The sequence below is a fragment of the Pseudomonas sp. FP215 genome (genome assembly GCF_030687795.1).
In the GTDB taxonomy this organism is placed as follows: Bacteria; Pseudomonadota; Gammaproteobacteria; order Pseudomonadales; family Pseudomonadaceae; genus Aquipseudomonas; species Aquipseudomonas salmasensis.
The window spans coordinates 5,362,622-5,382,792 of record NZ_CP117447.1 but is presented as its reverse complement, the minus strand read 5'-3'; the positions used below and the strand labels follow the sequence as shown (position 1 = coordinate 5,382,792).

At 61.1% G+C, this 20,171-nt stretch carries 16 protein-coding genes; 12 read left to right on the top strand and 4 right to left on the bottom strand.

What is annotated here, in order from left to right; genetic code table 11:
* Nucleotides 1-56: 56 nt before the first annotated feature.
* The gene (gene purT, locus PSH76_RS24365) at nt 57-1,238 is read left to right on the top strand and encodes a formate-dependent phosphoribosylglycinamide formyltransferase (protein ID WP_305493036.1); all 1,182 of its coding nucleotides are present in this window, start codon (nt 57-59) and stop codon (nt 1,236-1,238) included.
* 45 nt (nt 1,239-1,283) lie between these two features.
* Here the strand turns inward: purT and PSH76_RS24360 are convergent, their stop codons facing one another.
* From PSH76_RS24360 to PSH76_RS24350, 3 genes are all read right to left on the bottom strand, one after another.
* Nucleotides 1,284-2,594, bottom strand: coding sequence for an MFS transporter (locus PSH76_RS24360; RefSeq protein WP_032895427.1), 1,311 nt, complete (start codon nt 2,592-2,594; stop codon nt 1,284-1,286).
* A 371-nt stretch (nt 2,595-2,965) separates the two neighbouring features.
* Complete coding sequence (locus PSH76_RS24355) at nt 2,966-4,204, bottom strand: transporter associated domain-containing protein (RefSeq protein WP_305493035.1); 1,239 nt, start codon at nt 4,202-4,204, stop codon at nt 2,966-2,968.
* Between the two features lie 12 nt (nt 4,205-4,216).
* A complete protein-coding gene (locus PSH76_RS24350; RefSeq protein ID WP_003193966.1) occupies nt 4,217-5,029 on the bottom strand; it encodes an inner membrane protein YpjD in 813 nt (270 codons plus the stop codon).
* Nucleotides 5,030-5,261: 232 nt separating this feature from the next.
* Between PSH76_RS24350 and ffh the strand changes: the two genes are divergently transcribed.
* From ffh to PSH76_RS24320, 6 genes are all read left to right on the top strand, one after another.
* Entirely contained in the window at nt 5,262-6,638 is a 1,377-nt protein-coding gene (gene ffh / locus PSH76_RS24345; RefSeq protein ID WP_003193965.1) for a signal recognition particle protein, read from the top strand.
* A 251-nt stretch (nt 6,639-6,889) separates the two neighbouring features.
* Nucleotides 6,890-7,141 carry a 30S ribosomal protein S16 gene (rpsP, locus tag PSH76_RS24340; protein ID WP_003175899.1) on the top strand — a complete coding sequence of 84 codons (252 nt, stop codon included), beginning with the start codon at nt 6,890-6,892 and terminating at the stop codon, nt 7,139-7,141.
* Between the two features lie 5 nt (nt 7,142-7,146).
* Nucleotides 7,147-7,683: a ribosome maturation factor RimM gene (gene rimM, locus PSH76_RS24335; RefSeq protein WP_305493034.1), complete on the top strand. Its 537-nt coding sequence runs from the start codon at nt 7,147-7,149 to the stop codon at nt 7,681-7,683.
* Nucleotides 7,665-8,438 (top strand): tRNA (guanosine(37)-N1)-methyltransferase TrmD, encoded by a 774-nt coding sequence (gene trmD / locus PSH76_RS24330; RefSeq protein ID WP_153475158.1) that lies wholly within the window; start codon nt 7,665-7,667, stop codon nt 8,436-8,438. The genes rimM and trmD overlap by 19 nt, the downstream gene beginning before the upstream one ends.
* A 45-nt stretch (nt 8,439-8,483) precedes the next feature.
* Nucleotides 8,484-8,834, top strand: a complete 351-nt coding sequence (gene rplS / locus PSH76_RS24325) for a 50S ribosomal protein L19 (protein WP_003175895.1) — start codon at nt 8,484-8,486, stop codon at nt 8,832-8,834.
* Between the two features lie 82 nt (nt 8,835-8,916).
* The gene (locus PSH76_RS24320; protein WP_003193963.1) at nt 8,917-9,330 is read left to right on the top strand and encodes an acyl-CoA thioesterase; all 414 of its coding nucleotides are present in this window, start codon (nt 8,917-8,919) and stop codon (nt 9,328-9,330) included.
* Here the strand turns inward: PSH76_RS24320 and PSH76_RS24315 are convergent, their stop codons facing one another.
* Nucleotides 9,331-11,139, bottom strand: a complete 1,809-nt coding sequence (locus tag PSH76_RS24315) for a sodium:proton antiporter (RefSeq protein ID WP_032895429.1) — start codon at nt 11,137-11,139, stop codon at nt 9,331-9,333.
* Nucleotides 11,140-11,246: 107 nt separating this feature from the next.
* Here PSH76_RS24315 and xerD point away from each other — a divergent pair, with 107 nt between their 5' ends.
* The 5 genes from xerD (at nt 11,247) to PSH76_RS24290 (ending at nt 19,695) form a co-directional block, all read left to right on the top strand.
* Nucleotides 11,247-12,143 (top strand): site-specific tyrosine recombinase XerD, encoded by an 897-nt coding sequence (xerD, locus tag PSH76_RS24310; protein ID WP_098950464.1) that lies wholly within the window; start codon nt 11,247-11,249, stop codon nt 12,141-12,143.
* A 148-nt stretch (nt 12,144-12,291) separates the two neighbouring features.
* A complete protein-coding gene (locus PSH76_RS24305) occupies nt 12,292-13,023 on the top strand; it encodes a thioredoxin fold domain-containing protein (protein ID WP_003193960.1) in 732 nt (243 codons plus the stop codon).
* Nucleotides 13,024-13,151: 128 nt separating this feature from the next.
* Complete coding sequence (locus PSH76_RS24300; RefSeq protein ID WP_032895431.1) at nt 13,152-14,456, top strand: homoserine dehydrogenase; 1,305 nt, start codon at nt 13,152-13,154, stop codon at nt 14,454-14,456.
* 67 nt (nt 14,457-14,523) lie between these two features.
* Nucleotides 14,524-15,933 carry a threonine synthase gene (gene thrC, locus PSH76_RS24295; protein WP_003193958.1) on the top strand — a complete coding sequence of 470 codons (1,410 nt, stop codon included), beginning with the start codon at nt 14,524-14,526 and terminating at the stop codon, nt 15,931-15,933.
* A 189-nt stretch (nt 15,934-16,122) separates the two neighbouring features.
* The gene (locus PSH76_RS24290; RefSeq protein ID WP_305494489.1) at nt 16,123-19,695 is read left to right on the top strand and encodes a transporter substrate-binding domain-containing protein; all 3,573 of its coding nucleotides are present in this window, start codon (nt 16,123-16,125) and stop codon (nt 19,693-19,695) included.
* The last annotated feature ends 476 nt before the right edge of the window (nt 19,696-20,171 follow it).

The following is a 20,171-nucleotide window of genomic DNA, read 5'->3' as shown; positions in this document are numbered from 1 at the left end:
GTTCATGTAAAATGCCGGCCTTTCTCCCCCATGATCCGCTCCCCTGAGGACCTGAGATGACCCGAATCGGAACTCCATTGTCGCCAACCGCGACCCGCGTTTTGCTGTGTGGCTGCGGTGAGCTGGGCAAGGAAGTGGTAATCGAACTGCAGCGCCTGGGCGTTGAAGTGATTGCCGTGGATCGCTACGCCAACGCGCCGGCCATGCAGGTGGCGCACCGTAGCCATGTGATCAACATGCTCGACGGTGCCGCGCTGCGTGCGGTGATCGAGGCGGAGAAGCCGCACTTCATCGTGCCGGAAATCGAAGCCATCGCCACCGCGACATTGGTTGAGCTGGAGGCCGAAGGCTTCACCGTGATCCCCACCGCCCGCGCCACGTCGCTGACCATGAACCGTGAAGGCATCCGTCGCCTGGCCGCCGAAGAGCTGGACCTGCCGACCTCGCCATATCACTTCGCCGACACCTTCGAAGACTACAGCAAGGCCGTCCAGGACCTGGGCTTCCCGTGCGTGGTCAAGCCGGTGATGAGTTCGTCGGGCAAGGGCCAGAGCCTGTTGCGCAGCGCCGACGACGTGCAGAAAGCCTGGGACTACGCCCAAGAGGGCGGGCGTGCCGGCAAGGGCCGGGTGATCATCGAAGGTTTTATCGACTTCGACTACGAAATCACCCTGCTGACCGTGCGCCACATCGGCGGCACCACCTTCTGCGCGCCGGTGGGGCATCGCCAGGATAAGGGCGATTATCAGGAATCCTGGCAGCCGCAGGCCATGAGCCCCATTGCCTTGGCGGAATCCGAGCGCGTTGCCAAGGCGGTAACCGAAGCCTTGGGCGGTCGTGGTCTGTTTGGTGTGGAATTGTTCATCAAGGGCGATCAGGTGTGGTTCAGCGAAGTGTCGCCGCGCCCCCATGACACTGGCCTGGTGACCCTGATTTCCCAGGACCTGTCGCAGTTCGCCTTGCACGCTCGCGCCATCCTCGGCCTGCCGATCCCGTTGATCCGTCAGTTTGGGCCTTCGGCGTCGGCGGTGATTCTGGTGGAAGGGCAGTCCACCCAGACCGCATTCGCTAACCTCGGCGCCGCGCTGAGCGAGCCGGATACAGCGTTGCGTCTGTTTGGCAAACCTGAAGTGAACGGCCAGCGCCGCATGGGCGTGGCACTGGCGCGGGATGAGTCGATTGAAGCGGCTCGGGCTAAAGCGACCCGTGCTTCCAAGGCTGTCGTTGTAGAACTCTAAGCCGCCACGCTCGTTCCCACGCAGAGCGTGGGAACGAGCATGGGGTCAGGTGACCTTGTTCAAGTCATTATCCCGCGTCTCTTTCAGGCACAGCACCGCAATCAAACTCAGCAACGCTGCCGCCGACACATACCCCCCGACATAACTCAAACCACCCATCGCCACCAGCTTGGTCGCGAAGAAGGGTGCCGCCGAGGCCCCCACGATCCCACCCAGGTTATACGCTGCCGATGCGCCGGTATAACGCACACGCGTCGGGAACAATTCCGGCAGCAGGGCACCCATCGGTGCGAACGTCACGCCCATCAAAAACAGCTCCAGCGCCAGAAACAGCGCCACGGCCCAGGTCGAGCCATGGGTCAGCAGCGGCTCCATGGTAAAGCCCGACAGAATCGCCAGGACCGCACCGACGATCAACACCGGCTTGCGCCCGTAGCGATCACTGGCCAGGGCAGCCAATGGCGTTGCCAGCCCCATGAACAACACCGCGAAACACAGCAGGGCGAGGAAGGTTTCACGGCTGTAGCCCAAGGTGGAAACACCGTAGCTCAACGAAAACGCCGTGGTGATATAGAACAGCGCATAGCACACCACCATCGACGCGGCGCCCAGCAGTACCGGCAGCCAATGCTGGCTGAACAGTTCCACCAGCGGCACTTTCACTGGTTTTTCCTTGGCCACGGCATTGGCGAACACCGGCGTCTCATGCAGTTTGAGGCGCGCATACAGGCCCACCATCACCAGCGCGGCACTGAGAATGAACGGAATGCGCCAGCCCCAACTGCGGAACTGTTCGTCATTCAGGCTCATGGCCAAAATCAGAAACAGGCCGTTGGCCGCCAGGAAGCCAATCGACGGGCCCAGTTGCGGGAACATGCCGAACCAGGCGCGTTTGCCCTTGGGCGCGTTCTCGGTCGCCAGCAAGGCCGCGCCACCCCATTCCCCACCCAGGCCCAGGCCTTGGCCGAAGCGCAAAACACACAAGAGAATCGGCGCCCAGGCGCCGATGCTGTCGTAGCCCGGCAGCAAGCCGATCAAGGTGGTACATACACCCATCAATAGCAGAGAAGCCACCAGGGTGGATTTACGGCCGATACGGTCGCCGAAGTGGCCGAACAACGCAGACCCCAACGGGCGGGCGATAAAGGCGATGCCGAAGGTCAGGAACGACGCCAGCATCTGCGCGGTGCCGGAGGTCTGGGGGAAGAACACCGGGCCGATCACCAAGGCGGCAGCCGTGGCGTAGATGTAGAAATCGTAGAACTCAATGGCGGTGCCGACGATGCTCGCCGTGGCGACGCGGGCGGTCGAGTTGGCTGGGGCGGCGCTCGCGGCCTCTTGGTAGGTGGTGCTCATGACGTTATCCCTGACGGTTATTGCGCGTTTGGACGCGGATTATTATTGGTCGAACACCCATGGATCAGGGCTGTGCGCGGGGCGGCTCGGGATGGGAGCAAACACCGGTCGGACATGGTAAGGCGGTGCCAGGACACGCTGGGTGCGGGTAGCACGCGGTCGGGCGGGGCTTGGGTAAGCCGCAGGGATTATAGGAAGGGGTTTGGAGAGACAACAAGTGACTTCTGTAGGAGCGAGCTTGCTCGCGAAAACGTCAACGATAACGCGTACTTTCTGAATAAACGCGGCGCCTACAGATTTCTCGCGAGCAAGCTCGCTCCTACAGAGGGCATTGGGGCAAGCCCCACATGGGGATGTGTGTGTCCAGATGCTTATGCAGCGACTGGCACGTGGCTGGTATGCCAGATCAACACCTTGCTCACCCGGTTGTCCTCGGTCTCGAGGATTTCCAGGCGATAGCGGCCGACTTTCAGGCACACCGCGCAATCGGGAATGGTCTCCAGCGCCTCGGTGACCAGGCCGTTGAGGGTCTTGGGGCCGTCGCTGGGCAGGTGCCAGCCCAGGCTTTTGTTCAATTCACGGATCGAGGCGGCGCCGTCGATGATGTAGCGACCATCGGGCTGGGCTTCGATATGCGGGTTATCCACAGCCTGGTCGCTTTCGAACTCGCCGACGATCTCTTCCAGAATATCTTCCAGGGTGACAATGCCCAGCACTTCACCGTACTCGTCCACCACCATGCCCAGGCGCCGCTGCTGTTTGTGGAAGTTCAGCAGTTGCAGCTGCAACGGCGTGCTTTCCGGCACGAAGTAAGGCTCGTGGCAGGCGGCGAGCAGGGCCTCTTTGGTCAGGCTGGCGTCGGGCAGCAGGTGTTGGACCTGCCGGGTATTGAGCACGGCCTGCACCTGGTTGATGTCGCTGTGGAACACCGGCAATCGGGTGCGTGGCGAGGTGCGCAACTGTTCGATGATGGCTTCTATCGGCTCATCCAGGTTGATACCGTCCACTTCACTGCGCGGCACCAGGATGTCGTTGACCGTGATGTTGTCCAGGGCATGGATGCCGGGCAGGCCGGGCGTGCGGTCGGCGTCGGTGTCGGGCTCTGGGTCGTCGTCATGGTCGGGCAGGGGGTCGTCGCTGTTTTTGACCACGCCGGATTTGCGTGCAAACGGGCGCAATAACAGCAGGCTGACGCCATTGAGCAGCCAGGCCAGGGGGTAGAGGATTTTCAGCGGCACGCCCAGCAATGTATTGCCAAAGCCCAGCACTGCTTGCGGATGACGGGTGGCCAGGGTGCGGGGCAGGTAGTCGGCCAGTACCAGCAGCGCTGCGCAGGAAATCAGCCAGCCCAGCCAGGGCCCGTTCTCTGCCCAGGCATAGATCGCCAGCAGGGTGCAAAGAATCACCACGGCGGCGCGGCACAGGCTGTTGCACAGGATCAGGCTATGGCGCGGGAAGCTCAGGCGCGCAGCCGCCTTGTCGCCCTGGCGTGTGCCTGGGCGCAGGGCCAGCAGGTGTTGTTGCGCGGCTTCGATGGCGGTAAACAACGCCGCCCACAAAATCAGCAGGGCAATTACGGCGAGCATCGGCCCTAAGGGCAAGTTGTCCATGATCACTGCCCGTCAGATATGCAGGATGTATTCGCGAACCAGCTTGCTGCCGAAATAGGCCAGCATCAACAGGCAGAAACCGGCCAGGGTCCAGCGAATGGCCTTGTGCCCACGCCAGCCGAGGCGGTTGCGCCCCCACAGCAGCACGCTGAACACCACCCACGCCAGGCACGCCAGCAAGGTTTTATGCACCAGGTGCTGAGCAAACAGGTTTTCGACGAACAGCCAGCCGGAGATCAGCGACAGCGACAGCAGGGTCCAACCGGCCCACAGGAACCCGAACAGCAGGCTTTCCATGGTTTGCAGGGGTGGGAAGTTCTTGATCAGCCCGGACGGGTGCTTGTGCTTGAGCTGGTGATCCTGCAACAGCAGGAGCAGGGCCTGGAACACCGCGATGGTGAACATGCCGTAGGCGAGGATCGACAACAGGATGTGGGCGAGGATGCCCGGCTCCTCGTCGATCACCTGTACGGTGCCGGTGGGAGTGAATTGCGCCAGCAGCACCGTCAGCATTCCCAGGGGGAATAACAGCACCAGCAGGTTCTCCACCGGGATCCGGTAGCAGGCCAGCAGCGTCAGCGCGATGACGGCCGCGGCGATCAGGCTGGCGGCGCTGAAAAAGTCCAGGCCCAGGCCGACCGGGGTCATCAGGTGGGTGAACAGGCTGGCGGCATGGGCCAGCAGGGCCAGCACGCCAAGGCCGACGAGCAGACGTTTGTCCGCTTTGGCGCCTTGGGCCAGACGAGTGCCCTGGTAGAGGGTCGCAGCGGCATACAAAATGGCGGCGGCGAGGCTGGGTAGCAAACTGGGTGACAAAGGGAGCATAAATCCTGGTAGGCAAGCCCGAAAGGCGTTGAGTTTGGCACACACCTGCGTTGCAAGAAAGACTCCCGGGCCAGACAGCGGGTGTGCATGGGCGCAGTCTTCGCTATAATCCGCGACCTGCCCACGCCGCAGGCTCGGCGAACGCTGTTTTCAATAGCGATTTCCCCCAGCCTGGGCCGCCATTACCTCGGTCTACCTGCATTTCGATGAATAGGGCCTGAAAGGATCGCGCATGTTTGAAAACTTGACTGACCGTCTCTCGCAGACGCTGCGCCACGTTACCGGCAAGGCCAAGCTGACCGAGGACAATATTAAAGACACCCTGCGTGAAGTGCGCATGGCGTTGCTGGAAGCCGACGTGGCTTTGCCGGTGGTGAAGGACTTCGTCAACTCGGTCAAGGAACGTGCGGTCGGCACCGAAGTGTCCCGCAGCCTGACCCCGGGCCAGGCCTTTGTGAAGATCGTCCAGGCCGAGCTCGAAAGCCTGATGGGCGCGGCCAACGAAGACCTGAACCTCAGCGCCGTGCCGCCAGCCGTCGTGCTGATGGCGGGCCTGCAAGGTGCGGGTAAAACCACCACCGCCGGCAAACTGGCGCGCTTCCTTAAAGAGCGCAAGAAGAAATCCGTGATGGTGGTGTCGGCCGACGTGTACCGTCCGGCGGCCATCAAACAGTTGGAAATGCTCGCGGGCGAAGTGGGCGTGACCTTCTTCCCGTCCGACCTGAGCCAGAAGCCGGTCGACATCGCCAACGCGGCTATTAAAGAAGCCAAGCTCAAATTCATTGACGTGGTCATCGTCGATACCGCCGGTCGCCTGCACATCGACGAAGAGATGATGGGCGAGATCAAGGCGCTGCATGCCGCGATCAACCCGGTCGAGACGCTGTTCGTGGTCGACGCCATGACCGGCCAGGATGCGGCCAACACCGCCAAGGCCTTTGGTGACGCACTGCCGCTGACCGGCGTGATCCTCACCAAGGTCGACGGCGACGCCCGTGGCGGTGCTGCGCTGTCGGTACGTGCCATCACTGGCAAGCCGATCAAGTTCATTGGTATGGGCGAGAAGAGCGAAGCGCTCGAGCCGTTCCACCCTGAGCGTATCGCCTCGCGCATCCTCGGCATGGGTGACGTGCTCAGCCTGATCGAGCAGGCCGAAGCCACGCTCGACAAGGACAAGGCCGACAAACTGGCCAAGAAGCTGAAGAAGGGCAAGGGCTTCGACCTCGAAGACTTCCGCGACCAGCTGCAACAGATGAAGAACATGGGCGGCCTCGGCGGCCTGATGGACAAGCTGCCCAACATCGGCGGTGTGAACCTGGCGCAAATGGGCAACGCCCAGGGCGCGGCAGAGAAGCAGTTCAAGCAGATGGAAGCCATCATCAACTCCATGACCCCGGCCGAGCGCCGCGACCCTGAGCTGATCAGCGGTTCGCGCAAGCGCCGGATCGCCATGGGTTCCGGCACCCAGGTGCAGGACATCGGTCGCTTGATCAAGCAGCACAAGCAGATGCAGAAGATGATGAAGAAATTCTCCGCCAAGGGCGGTATGGCCAAGATGATGCGCGGCATGGGCGGTATGTTGCCCGGCGGCGGCATGCCTAAAATGTAAAGTATTCGAGCGCAAGCCTTGCTTGCGCTCCGCCCCACAAGGATGTGGGATCTCCAGCAAACCCGCCGTTGGCGGGCGCTGACTCGCCGTTTTAACCGACGGCTCTATAGCAGATCTGAATGGCACGTTGATAGGCGCCAGAAAAAGACATTTGCAAAAGTCCGGATATTCCTTAGAATATGCGGCCTTTCGGGCACCTATGCCCGCTGTGCATTTAGATTTGCAGCACCGACTACAGGAACGATGTTCACATGCTAACAATCCGTCTTGCCCTTGGCGGCTCCAAAAAGCGCCCGTTTTACCACTTGACCGTAACCGACAGCCGCAACCCGCGTGACGGTTCGCACAAGGAACAGGTTGGTTTCTTCAACCCTGTTGCTCGTGGTCAAGAAGTTCGTCTGTCCGTGAACCAAGAGCGCGTAGCCTACTGGCTGAGCGTTGGCGCACAGCCATCCGAGCGCGTTGCAAAACTGTTGAAGGACTCGGCTAAGGCCGCAGCCTGAGCAATATGAACGCGACGCCAGCTGTTGCTGATGATTTGATCGTTATCGGCAAGATTTACTCTGTTCATGGCGTTCGCGGCGAAGTGAAGGTGTATTCCTTTACTGATCCGACTGAAAACCTGTTGCAGTACAAGACCTGGACGCTCAAGCGCGAGGGTAGTGTGAAGCAGGTTGAGCTGGTCAGTGGACGCGGGAGCGACAAGTTCCTGGTCGCAAAGCTCAAGGGTCTTGATGACCGTGAAGAAGCTCGTCTTCTGGCCGGTTATGAGATCTGCGTGCCGCGCAACCTGTTCCCTGAATTGACCGACGGCGAGTACTACTGGTACCAGCTGGAAGGTCTGAAGGTTATTGATCAACTCGGGCAATTGCTGGGGAAAATCGATCATCTTCTGGAAACCGGCGCCAATGATGTAATGGTGGTCAAGCCTTGCGCTGGCAGCCTGGATGACCGTAAACGCCTGTTGCCCTATACCGAGCAATGCGTGTTGGCCGTCGACCTGGCCGCAGGCGAGATGAAGGTGGAATGGGACGCGGACTTCTAAGCGTGGCTAATTTGCGCATTGAAGTGATCAGTTTGTTTCCCGAGATGTTTTCCGCCATCAGCGAGTACGGCATCACCAGTCGGGCGGTGAAACAGGGGCTGTTGCAGCTCACCTGTTGGAACCCGCGAGACTACACGACGGATCGACATCACACTGTGGACGATCGCCCATTTGGCGGTGGCCCGGGCATGGTGATGAAGATCAAGCCCCTGGAAGATGCGTTGGTTCAGGCCAAGGCAGCCGCCGGGGAGAAGGCGAAGGTAATTTACCTGTCCCCTCAAGGCCGTCAGCTGAAACAGGCGGCGGTACGCGAACTGGCGAATGAGGAAAGTTTGATCCTGATTGCCGGTCGCTATGAAGGCATTGACGAGCGTTTTATTGAAGCTCATGTCGATGAAGAGTGGTCGATTGGGGACTATGTCCTGTCTGGCGGCGAGCTGCCGGCGATGGTCCTGATAGATGCGGTTACACGACTGCTGCCCGGAGCTTTAGGGCATGCGGACTCCGCGGAGGAAGATTCCTTCACGGATGGTTTGCTGGATTGCCCGCACTACACCCGTCCGGAGGTGTATGTGGATCAGCGTGTTCCCGACGTATTGCTAAGTGGCAATCACGCACACATCCGGCGTTGGCGTTTACAGCAGTCCCTTGGTCGGACCTATGAACGACGCGCCGATCTTCTGGAAAGCCGCTCGCTTTCTGGAGAAGAGAAGAAGCTGCTCGAGGAATACATCCTCGCGCGGGACGATAGTTAACAACGTATCGATGGTAGGTCCATTGACTTACCTTAGGAGCACAGCATGACTAACAAAATCATCCTTGCACTCGAAGCAGAGCAGATGACCAAAGAGATCCCTACCTTTGCCCCGGGCGACACTATTGTCGTTCAGGTGAAAGTGAAGGAAGGCGACCGTTCGCGTCTGCAAGCGTTCGAAGGCGTGGTAATCGCCAAGCGTAACCGTGGTGTGAACAGTGCTTTCACTGTTCGTAAAATCTCCAACGGTGTTGGCGTAGAGCGTACTTTCCAGACCTACAGCCCGCAAATCGACAGCATGGCCGTTAAGCGTCGCGGTGACGTACGTAAAGCCAAGCTGTACTACCTGCGTGACCTGTCCGGTAAAGCAGCTCGCATCAAGGAAAAACTGGCTTAAGTCCAGCTTCCCGATGCAGAAAAAAGCAGCCTACGGGCTGCTTTTTTGTGCCTGAAATTTGCCTATCTGTTGGTATTGACCCATGACCACCCGCCTCGAAGAAATCCAGCGCCGCACCGACCTGTCGGTCACCCATGTGACCAAGGCTGTGTTCCCGCCCACCACCAACCACCACAACACCCTGTTCGGCGGCACCGCCCTGGCATGGATGGACGAAGTGTCATTCATCACCGCCACGCGTTTCTGTCGCTTGCCTTTGGTGACGGTCTCCACCGACCGTATCGACTTCAACCACGCGATCCCGGCCGGCTCTATCGTTGAGCTGATCGGTCGGGTGATCAAAGTCGGCAACACCAGCCTCAAGGTCGAAGTGGAGGTGTTCGTTGAGAGCATGAGCGCTGATGGCCGTGAAAAGGCGATCCAGGGCGTGTTCAGCTTCGTCGCGATTGACGCAGATAAACGCCCTGTCCCGGTACTGCCTGGCTTTGTTGACTGATTACTCGGCGGTGCTGGCCTGCGGTTGAATGACCGCCAGCAAGGTCCAGCCCGCTACAGGCTTCAAGTTACTCTCGGGCGAGACCACGTGCACCCAGCCGCTGGTGTCCCGGGCAAACAGCAAGGTGGCGCGCTCCCCGTGCAACGCCTGGTACTGCTCCCAGCCAAAGCCGTCGGTGAGGCTAGTGCTGTACAACTCGGCGCCTTGGCCCAGCAGGCTGGCCAATTTGGTGTAGCTCAAGGGTTGGCTGCCCAGCAAGTGGCCACGGTGTTCGTGGCTGGCCTTGTGCTTGTCGGTGCGGCGGCTTTCCTGGCTGCTGGCCAGGGCGAACAGGCGATGGCCGAAATCATGGCGAAAACGCATGGTGGCCAAGGCATTCAGTTCGCCAGAAGGCGAGAGCGCAAGCAGATGCCCCAGGCCGACCAGGTCCAGATGGGACTCGGCATGCTGGGAGGCCGGGTTACCGAAGTACGTAGGCAAGCCTTCCATACGACTGGCGCGGATGTTTTCCCAGCTGGAATCCGTCAGCAACACGCGGCTGCCCAGTTGCTGCAATGCCTTACCGAGTGCCCGCGCTGGGCCGTTCGCACCTACGATCAGGAAGCCGCTGGGCGCCGGCTCAGCGACTTTCAGCAGGCGGGCCAAGGGGCGCGCCGTGGCGCTTTGCAGCACCACGGTGCCGATGATCACCGCAAAGGTCAGCGGCACCAGCAACAGCGCACCTTCGTGGCCGGCCTCATCCAGGCGGATCGCAAAGATCGCTGACACCGCCGCCGCCACGATCCCCCGTGGGGCGATCCAGGCCAGCAGCGCGCGCTCGCGCCAGTTCAACCCCGAGCCAAAGGTCGAAAGCGCCACGTTCAGCGGGCGTGCAATAAATTGGATGATCAACAGCAGGATCAACACGAACGGCCCCAGGGCGATCATGGCGTTCAGGTCCAGGCGTGCCGCCAGCAGGATAAATAGCCCGGAAATCAGCAACACACTGAGGTTTTCCTTGAAGTGCAGGATGTGCCGTACATCCACGCCTTTCATGTTCGCCATCCACATGCCCATCAGCGTGACCGCCAGCAGGCCGGACTCATGCATCACCTGGTTGGAGGCGATGAAGATGCCCAGCACGCCCGCCAGTGTCGCCAGGTTATGCAGGTATTCCGGCAACCACTGGCGGCGCATGATCTGCCCCAGTACCCAGCCACCGGCGATGCCGAACAGGCTGCCGCAAAGGATAACGCCGCCGAAGGTCAGCAGGCTGTGGCTCAAGCCGTCGCCTGATGCGCTGGCGATGATGAAGCTATACACCACTACCGCCAGCAGCGCGCCAATCGGGTCGATGACGATGCCTTCCCAGCGCAGGATGTTGGCGATGGAGGCTTTAGGGCGCACCACGCGCAGCATGGGCACAATCACCGTCGGGCCGGTGACCAGTGTCAGCGTGCCGAACAGCAGCGCCAGCATCCAGTCAAAACCCAGCAGCCAGTGGGTGGCCAGGGTGATCACTGCCCAGGTCGAGAGTGCCCCGACGGTGACCAGCCGGTGGACGACGCTGCCGATTTCCTTCCATTCCGACAGGTGCAGGGTCAGGCTGCCCTCAAACAGGATCAGCGCCACGGCCAACGACACCAATGGCATCAACAGAGGGCCGAACATTTCCTGCGGGTCGAGCCATCCGAGTATCGGCCCTGCCAGAATCCCGCTCAGCAGAAGAAACAGAATCGCTGGCAGTTTCAGGCGCCAGGCCAGCCACTGGCAGCCGAGTGCGGCCACGCCAATACCGCCAAAAGCCAACAAAATCTGTTGTTCGTTCATTAAAGCTTCCTGTTCCTTGAATTAGCGGGCTATGAAAGACTAATGGCTCTTGCCACAGTTCACTAAATAATTCGCGTATTGCCTTGTGCTGCGTTGCTTGAGTGCCCATGCCTGCCATTGACCATCCCCTGATCGACCGCTTCCTCGACGCCCTCTGGTTAGAAAAAGGCCTGTCGGACAACACACGCCAGGCGTACCGCAGCGACCTGGCGTTGTTCAACGGCTGGCTGCAGGAAAAAAACCTTGAACTGATCAATGCCGGGCGCGAGCTGATCCTCGATCACTTGGCCTGGCGCCTGGAGCAGAACTACAAACCGCGCTCTACTGCGCGATTCCTCTCCGGTGTGCGTGGCTTTTATCGCTATCTGTTGCGGGAAAAACTCATCGCGACCGATCCAACTCTACAAGTCGATATGCCGCAATTAGGTAGGCCTCTTCCTAAGTCTTTGTCGGAAACCGATGTGGAGGCCCTGTTGGCTGCGCCGGATCTCAGTGAAGCCATCGGCCAACGCGACCGCGCCATGCTGGAAGTGCTCTACGCCTGCGGCCTGCGCGTGACCGAACTGATCAGCCTGACCCTGGAACAGGTCAACCTGCGCCAGGGCGTATTGCGCGTGATGGGCAAGGGCAGCAAGGAGCGGCTGGTGCCCATGGGCGAGGAGGCGATTGTGTGGGTCGAGCGCTACATGCGCGATGCGCGCCACGAACTGCTCGGTGGGCGCCCCAGCGACGTGCTGTTTCCCAGCCTGCGCGGCGAGCAGATGACCCGCCAGACCTTCTGGCACCGCATCAAGCACCAGGCCAAAGTGGCCGGGATAGGCAAGGCGCTGTCACCCCACACCTTGCGCCATGCCTTCGCCACCCACTTGCTCAACCACGGCGCGGATTTGCGCGTGGTGCAAATGCTGCTGGGGCACAGCGACTTATCCACAACCCAGATCTACACCCATGTGGCGCGCGCACGTTTGCAGGACATGCACGCCAAGCATCACCCTCGCGGATAAAACCGTCAGAAATGGCCCATTTTACCTGTCGCGGGCTGCCCTCCCGCCCAACTGTGGTAGGCTTTGCCGGTTCGCAAAGGGGACGGCATCCATTGTGGTCCAGATCAGTATTCTGCTCCCGTCCCTGCCTCTGCCTTCAGGAGTTCCCATGCGCTTGACCCAGATTATTGCCGCCGCAGCCATTGCGTTGGTTTCCACCTTTGCGCTCGCCGATGATGCGGCCGAGCAGACCATCCGCAAGAGCCTGGCCAACCTGGCGCTCGACACGCCTATCGAAAGCATCAGCGCCAGCCCCATGGCCGGCCTGTATGAAGTCAAGCTCAAGGGCAGCCGTGTGCTGTACGCCAGTGCCGATGGCCAGTACATCGTCCAGGGCTACCTGTTCCAGCTCAAGGACGGCAAGCCGGTCAACCTGACTGAGAAGGCCGAGCGCCTGGGCGTGTCCAAGCTGATCAACGGCATCCCGGTGGCTGAAACCGTGGTTTACCCCGCCATTGGCGAAACCAAGACCCACATCACCGTGTTCACCGACACCACCTGCCCGTACTGCCACAAGCTGCACGCTGAAATCCCGGCGCTGAACAAGCTGGGCGTTGAAGTGCGCTACGTCGCCTTCCCGCGCCAGGGCCTGGGTTCGCCGGGTGACGAGCAGTTGCAGGCAGTGTGGTGCTCGGCCGACAAGAAAGCAGCCATGGACAAGATGGTCGATGGCAAGGAAATCAAATCGGCCAAATGCGCCAACCCGGTTTCCAAGCAGTTCGCCCTGGGCCAGTCCATTGGTGTAAACGGTACACCGGCCATCGTTTTGGCCGACGGCCAGGTGATTCCGGGCTACCAGCCGGCGCCGCAAGTTGCCAAACTGGCACTGGGTGCCAAGTAAGCATTTATCGTTGAGCCTTTGACGATCATGGCCCGCCGAACCGTCGGCGGGCCATTAATTGAGAGCCGCAGTTGTGCGGCTGTTTTCACGGCCGACCTAGCGTCGGCCGTTTCATGGGGAGTTCTTCAGTGAAACCGGTCAAAGTAGGCATCTGTGGGTTAGGGACCGTCGGTGGCGGTACCTTCAACGTACTTCAGCGTAACGCTGAAGAAATTTCCCGCCGCGCAGGTCGCGGGATTGAAGTGGCGCAGATTGCCACGCGTTCGCCAAAGCCTCAGTTCGAAACGACCGGTATTGCGATTACCAACGATGTGTTCGCCGTGGCCACCAACCCTGAGATCGATATCGTCATCGAACTGGTTGGCGGCTACACCGTGGCCCGCGAGCTGGTGCTCAAGGCCATCGAGAACGGCAAGCACGTGGTCACCGCCAACAAGGCGCTGATCGCCGTGCACGGCAACGAGATCTTCGCCAAGGCCCGCGAGAAGGGCGTGATCGTGGCGTTCGAAGCCGCGGTGGCCGGTGGTATCCCGGTGATCAAGGCGATCCGTGAAGGCCTGTCCGCCAACCGCATCAACTGGGTGGCCGGCATCATCAACGGCACCGGTAACTTCATCCTCACCGAAATGCGCGAGAAGGGCCGTACCTTCGAAGACGTGCTGGCCGAAGCCCAGGCCCTGGGTTACGCCGAAGCCGACCCGACCTTCGACGTGGAAGGCATCGACGCGGCCCACAAGCTGACCATCCTGGCCTCCATCGCCTTTGGTATCCCGCTGCAGTTCGACAAGGCCTACACCGAAGGCATCACCAAGCTGACCACCGCCGACGTCAACTACGCTGAAGCCCTGGGCTACCGCATCAAGCACCTGGGCGTGGCGCGCAGCACCGCGGCGGGTATCGAGTTGCGTGTGCACCCGACGCTGATCCCGGCCGACCGCCTGATCGCCAACGTCAACGGCGTGATGAACGCGGTGATGGTCAACGGTGACGCCGCCGGTTCCACCCTGTTCTACGGCGCCGGTGCCGGCATGGAGCCGACGGCTTCGTCGGTGATCGCCGACCTGGTGGACGTGGTTCGCGCCATGACCAGCGACCCGGAAAACCGCGTGCCGCACCTGGCCTTCCAGCCGGACTCGCTGTCGGCCCACCCGATCCTGCCGATCGAAGCCTGCGAAAGTGCCTACTACCTGCGCATCCAGGCCCAGGACCATCCAGGCGTATTGGCCCAGGTGGCCAGCATCCTGTCGGAGCGCGGTATCAACATCGAGTCGATCATGCAGAAGGAAGTCGAGGAGCAAAACGGCCAGGTGCCGATGATCCTGCTGACCCACCGCGTGCTCGAACAGCACATCAACGATGCCATCCACGCCCTGGAAGCCTTGCAAGGCGTAGTGGGCCCGGTGGTGCGGATTCGCGTCGAACACTTGAACTAACCGATTTGTTTCAGGGGCCCCGTCCATTCGGCGGCCCCTGTTCGAGAATGTTTTAGAGGAGCCAGTCATGCGTTATATCAGCACCCGCGGCCAGGCACCGGCCCTGAATTTCGAAGACGTTCTGCTGGCAGGCCTTGCCACCGACGGCGGCCTGTATGTGCCGGAAAACCTGCCACGCTTCACCCAGGAAGAAATCGCCTCCTGGGCCGGCCTGCCGTATCACGAGCTGGCTTTCCGAGTGATGCGCCCGTTCGTGACCGGCAGCATTCCGGATGCGGACTTCAAGAAGATTCTGGAAGAAACCTACGGCGTGTTTTCCCACAACGCCATCGCGCCCCTGCGCCAACTGAACGGCAATGAGTGGGTGCTGGAGCTGTTCCACGGCCCGACCCTGGCGTTCAAGGACTTCGCCCTGCAACTGCTCGGTCGCCTGCTCGACTACGTGCTGGAAAAACGCGGCGAGCGCGTGGTGATCATCGGCGCCACCTCCGGCGATACCGGCTCGGCGGCCATCGAAGGGTGCAAGCACTGCGAAAACGTCGACATCTTCATCCTGCACCCGCACAAGCGTGTTTCCGAAGTGCAGCGTCGGCAGATGACCACCATCTTCGGCGAGAACATCCACAACATCGCCATCGAAGGCAACTTCGATGACTGCCAGGAAATGGTCAAGAACAGCTTCGCTGACCAGAGCTTCCTCAAGGGCACGCGCCTGGTGGCGGTGAACTCGATCAACTGGGCGCGGATCATGGCCCAGATCGTCTACTACTTCCACGCCTCGCTGCAGTTGGGCGGCCCGGCGCGTTCGGTGTCGTTCTCGGTGCCGACCGGTAACTTCGGTGATATTTTTGCCGGTTACCTGGCGCGCAACATGGGCCTGCCGATCAACCAGTTGATCGTCGCCACCAACCGTAACGACATCCTGCATCGCTTCATGAGCGGCAACCAGTACGTGAAGGAAACCCTGCACGCCACGCTGTCGCCGTCCATGGACATCATGGTGTCGTCGAACTTCGAACGCCTGCTGTTCGACATGCACGGTCGCAACGGCGCAGCCTTGGCCGAGTTGATGAACAGCTTCAAGCAAGGTGGCGGCTTCAGCGTCGAACAAGAGCGCTGGACCGAAACCCGCAAGCTGTTCGATTCCCTGGCCGTGGACGACGCGCAGACCTGCGAAACCATCGCGCAAGTCTATGCCGAGACCGGCGAAGTGCTTGACCCGCACACGGCCATCGGCGTGAAAGCCGCCCGCGAGTGCCGCCGCAGCCTGGATATTCCAATGGTGATCCTCGGTACCGCGCACCCGGTCAAGTTCCCGGAAGCGGTGGAGAAGGCCGGCATTGGCAAGGCGCTGGAACTGCCGGAACATTTGACCGACCTGTTCGAGCGTGAAGAACGCTGCACCGTGTTGGCCAACGACCTGAAGGCGGTGCAGGCGTTCGTCAGCCAGCATGGCAATCGGGGCAAGCCGCTCTGATCGACAGGGCTGCCTGACGGCCGAGGGGCATCTTTGTGCTGCCCCACATTCAAGCTGATTTCATCCACCCAAGACATGGTGGGGCAACAGTCAGCTTTTTTTGCAGTCGGCCAAGCCCGTCCTCGTGACGGGCTTTTTCATTCTGGCGAGCCATACTTGCCCATTCGCCCAATCAAGGAAACCCAACCGGTGCAGGTGTTGATCCAATGGACGTTGAAGCTGGTGTGCCTGTTGTGGCTCACCCAGGTACCCATGAGCCTGGCCGCCGTCAGCCTGCCGTTCAAACTGGTGCCGGCGTTTATCGCGCTTGAACCTATGCCCCTGGCGCCGACCGAGCAGCAGTGGTTGGCGGCGCATCGGACGTTGAAGGTGGGCATTTCGATAGATGACTACCAGCCGATCGACATCACCCGCGACCGCAATCGCTACCAGGGCATCAGCGCCGATTACTTGAGCCTGGTCGGCGCGCGGCTGGGCGTGCCCATGCAAGTGCTGGGCTTCTCCGAGCGCGCCCAGGCGGTTGAAGCGCTGCGCAACGGCACCATCGATATTCTCACCAGTGCCAATGGCTACGAGCGAGATGTGCCCGGCCTGCAGTTCACCCCGGACTACATGCCCGACCGTTCAGTGGTGGTGCTGCGCCGCGATGATACCCAAGGCGACGACCTGGCCGGCAAGAAGCTGGTGTTACTCGACGGCTACGCCAACGTGCAGAAGGTTCACGCGGCGTATCCGGACAGCCACATCATGCTCGCGCCCAACCTCTACAGCGGCCTCGAAGCCTTGAAGCAGGGCGACGTCGATGCGTTTATCGGCAATGAAGTGATCGTGCGCGCCTATAAATCGCTGCGGCCTTACCTGGGGTTGCAGATCAAGGAGCAAAGCCGGCTGGCGCCCATCGGTTTTGCCTTTGCCACCCGCCAGGCCGATCCGTTGCTGGGGGCCATGATGAACCGCGCGCTGGCAAGCCTCGACGAGTCGGTGCAGCGCGAAATCCTCGCACGCTGGACCACCGGTCTGGGCGTCGGCATCAGTGGTGAGCGCATTGCGTTGTCGACATCGGAACGGGCCTGGGTGCGCGAGCATCCCCATGTCGTGGTGGTGGCCCAGCAAATGTCGCCTTATATCTTCAGGGACAAGGACGGCCACTGGGTTGGCTTGAATGTCGACCTGTTGAATCGCATCTCGCGCATGACCGGTTTGCAGTTTATCTATGAAGAGGTGGGTTCTACCGCACAAACCCTGGAATGGCTGGAAACCGGCCGGGCGCAGATGAACACCACCCTGGCAGTGAATCAGGAGCGCAGTGCGCTGCTCAACTTCAGCCATGATTTTGGCGGGTCCGGCTGGGTGTTTATCGAACGTGCCGATGCCGCGCCCCTGATGGGCTTGAATCAGTTGGACGGCAAGGTGCTGGCGTTGCCGGCGCGCCACGTCATGGAGAGCCAGATTCGCCATGACCATCCGCGCATCAAGTTGCGCCTGGTAGACAATTACACCCAGGCCCGTGAGCTGGTAAGACGGGGCGAGGCCGCCGCCACCCTACAGACTGAAGTGGAAGTGCAGAGTTACGCGCAGGAAGGCTTGCGTATGGGCCGCAGTGTCGACGGCCAATGGTCGTCCAACTGCCTGTCGGTGCGCAAGGACCAGCCTGAATTGCTGAACATTCTGAACAAAGCCCTGGAGGCGTTGCCGGTGGCTGAGTTGAGTGCCCTGCGCCTGCGTTGGATCGGTGCCGTGGTGATCCCGCCGCCCGTCTGGCAGCGTGTACCGCCCTGGGCCTATTGGACGATGGCCACGGCGCTGCTGTTTGTGTTGGTGTCGTTTGTGTGGAACAGCCGGCTCAAGCGCCAGATTCGCCAACGGCTGGAGGCCGAGCAACGGCTCAATGACCAGCTGGCGTTCAAGCGCGCATTGCTCGACGGTATGCCAAACCCGCTGTTCGTCCGCGACCTGGATGGGCGGCTGGTAACCTGCAACAAAAGCTATGAACAGCAACTGGCGACCCGGCTGGAGCTGATCCAGGGCCTGACGCTGATGGAAAGCAAGGTGGTGCCCGACGCCACAGCGGCGCGCCTGCACGAAGGGCACATGGAGCAATTGACCACGCAGCAGCCGTTGTTTGTCGACCGGCAATTGGAGCTCAATGGCGGCACTTATCACGTCTATCAGTGGACCGTGCCCTTTTTCGACGCCGAGGGCCGCTTGCAGGGGTTGTTGGGCGGCTGGATCGATATTAACGAACGCAAAGACCTGGAGCGCCAGTTGATGGACGCCCGCCAGGCCGCCGATGAAGCGAACTACGCCAAAAGTGCATTTCTCTCCGCCTTGAGCCATGAGATTCGCACCCCCATGACCGCCATCATTGGCTTGCTCGAACTGGAGCAAGAGCGTTGCCTGGCAAGCGGCCAGCCGGTTTCCGAGGCGCTGCAAGTGGCCCATCGTTCGGCGCGCGAGCTGATTGCGTTGATGGGCGACAGCCTGGACTTGGCCAAGATCGAGGCCGGCCACCTGCAACTGGCGCCACAGACCACTGAACTCAAGGGTTTTTTCGAGGGTATCCAGAGTCTGTTCGAAGCCACTGCGCAACAGAAGGGCCTGCATCTGACCCTGGCGTTTGATCCGGCTGCTCAGGGCTATTACTGGTTCGACCCGCTGCGGTTACGCCAGGTGATGCACAACCTGTTGGGCAATGCGCTCAAATTCACCGAGCGGGGCGGGGTTCACCTCAGCGTGACCTGCCAGCGGGATGAGCGCGATACCGAATACCTGCACCTGTGCGTCAAGGACAGCGGTCCGGGCATCAGCGCCGAGCAACAGCCGCGGGTATTCAAGCCGTTTACCCAGGTAAGCGCCTTGACCGCTGCGCAGCACGGCGGCACCGGGCTGGGCCTGAGTATCTGCAAGCAACTGGTGGAATTGATGGGCGGGAGCATTCACCTCGACAGTGTGGTGGGCGAGGGGACGGTGGTGTGCATTGACCTGCGCCTGGATCGGATCAGCACCGACGATGTGCCGGCAACGCCTGCCGCGACGTTGTCATCGACGGGGCGTAGCCTGTCGGTGCTGGTGGTGGACGATTTGGCGGCCAACCGCCTGGTGCTGGCGCAGCAGTTGCAGTTCCTCGGTCACCAGGTGGTCGCCCTGGAGTCAGCCGAGGCCGCGCTGCAACGCTGGCGTGAGCAGCGTTTTGACGTGTTGGTCACCGATTGCCAGATGCCCGGCATGTCCGGTTATGCCCTGAGTGCGGCGATCCGGCGCCTGGAAGCAGAGGAGCAGCGGCCCCGGAGTGCGCTGGTGGGTTGCACCGCCAACGCCATGAAAGATGAACAACGCCGCTGCGAGGACGCTGGTATGGACGAACTGCTGGTCAAGCCCGTGACCTTGGAACACTGGACCCAAGTGCTGGCCCGTGTGGCGCCCCAGCGTTCGTTCGATATCCAGGCCCTGCGTACCATGACCCAGGCCGACGGGCCGGTGCTGCAGAGCATGTTGCAGGAGCTGGCCAAGAGCCTGGACCACGAACACGAGGTATTGGCGGGCGCCCTGGCCGAGCGCGACGTGGCACGCTTGAATGCGTCGCTGCACCGGCTCAAGGGCATTTGCTCGCTGGTGGATGCACTGCCACTCGCCAAGGCCTGCGTCGCCCTTGAGCAGTGCGCCCGTGAGCAGCGCGGCGCCGAGCTTGAAGCACCCTGGTTGCGCTTGTCCGAGGTGCTCAAGGCGTTTCGTCGCGATCTGCAACCCTATCTGGATGCCTGACACCCTAATGCCGGTCAGCTAAGCGAGCGCGATGCTCAAGGCAACGAAGATTCCCTGTGGGAGCTGGCTCCCGTGACGGCCCTGCAGCCGACGCTGATCTAACTGACGCGCCGAGATCTGAATGTGGGAGCTGGCTTGCCTGCGATGACGACCGGATAGCTGACATCCATCTACCTGGCACCCCGCGATCAACCTGTGGGAGCGGGCTTGCTCGCGAAGGCGGCCTGACAGTCAACACAGTTGGACCGGGTATATATCCGTTATTTAGGTAACGGCCACTTAGGGTTCCGCCCTGACGGCGGCTCACTTTTGAAAAGCGCAAAAGTAAGCAAAACGCTCTTGCCCCACCACTCGGCACCTCGCTTAGGCTCGGTGTGCCCGTAATCCGCCAGTGATTTGGGGGGCCGCCGCCACGCGCCATCCATGGCGCGGGGCGGCTAAACCGGCATCCCTGCCGGTTTACCCCCCAAATCCCT

Bases quoted from the DNA above. Each gene is read 5' to 3' on its own strand.
- purT (WP_305493036.1), top strand. From the start codon at position 57: ATGACCCGAATCGGAACTCCATTGTCGCCAACCGCGACCCGCGTTTTG.
- PSH76_RS24360 (WP_032895427.1), bottom strand. From the start codon at position 2,594: ATGAGCACCACCTACCAAGAGGCCGCGAGCGCCGCCCCAGCCAACTCG.
- PSH76_RS24355 (WP_305493035.1), bottom strand. From the start codon at position 4,204: ATGGACAACTTGCCCTTAGGGCCGATGCTCGCCGTAATTGCCCTGCTG.
- PSH76_RS24350 (WP_003193966.1), bottom strand. From the start codon at position 5,029: ATGCTCCCTTTGTCACCCAGTTTGCTACCCAGCCTCGCCGCCGCCATT.
- ffh (WP_003193965.1), top strand. From the start codon at position 5,262: ATGTTTGAAAACTTGACTGACCGTCTCTCGCAGACGCTGCGCCACGTT.
- rpsP (WP_003175899.1), top strand. From the start codon at position 6,890: ATGCTAACAATCCGTCTTGCCCTTGGCGGCTCCAAAAAGCGCCCGTTT.
- rimM (WP_305493034.1), top strand. From the start codon at position 7,147: ATGAACGCGACGCCAGCTGTTGCTGATGATTTGATCGTTATCGGCAAG.
- trmD (WP_153475158.1), top strand. From the start codon at position 7,665: ATGGGACGCGGACTTCTAAGCGTGGCTAATTTGCGCATTGAAGTGATC.
- rplS (WP_003175895.1), top strand. From the start codon at position 8,484: ATGACTAACAAAATCATCCTTGCACTCGAAGCAGAGCAGATGACCAAA.
- PSH76_RS24320 (WP_003193963.1), top strand. From the start codon at position 8,917: ATGACCACCCGCCTCGAAGAAATCCAGCGCCGCACCGACCTGTCGGTC.
- PSH76_RS24315 (WP_032895429.1), bottom strand. From the start codon at position 11,139: ATGAACGAACAACAGATTTTGTTGGCTTTTGGCGGTATTGGCGTGGCC.
- xerD (WP_098950464.1), top strand. From the start codon at position 11,247: ATGCCTGCCATTGACCATCCCCTGATCGACCGCTTCCTCGACGCCCTC.
- PSH76_RS24305 (WP_003193960.1), top strand. From the start codon at position 12,292: ATGCGCTTGACCCAGATTATTGCCGCCGCAGCCATTGCGTTGGTTTCC.
- thrC (WP_003193958.1), top strand. From the start codon at position 14,524: ATGCGTTATATCAGCACCCGCGGCCAGGCACCGGCCCTGAATTTCGAA.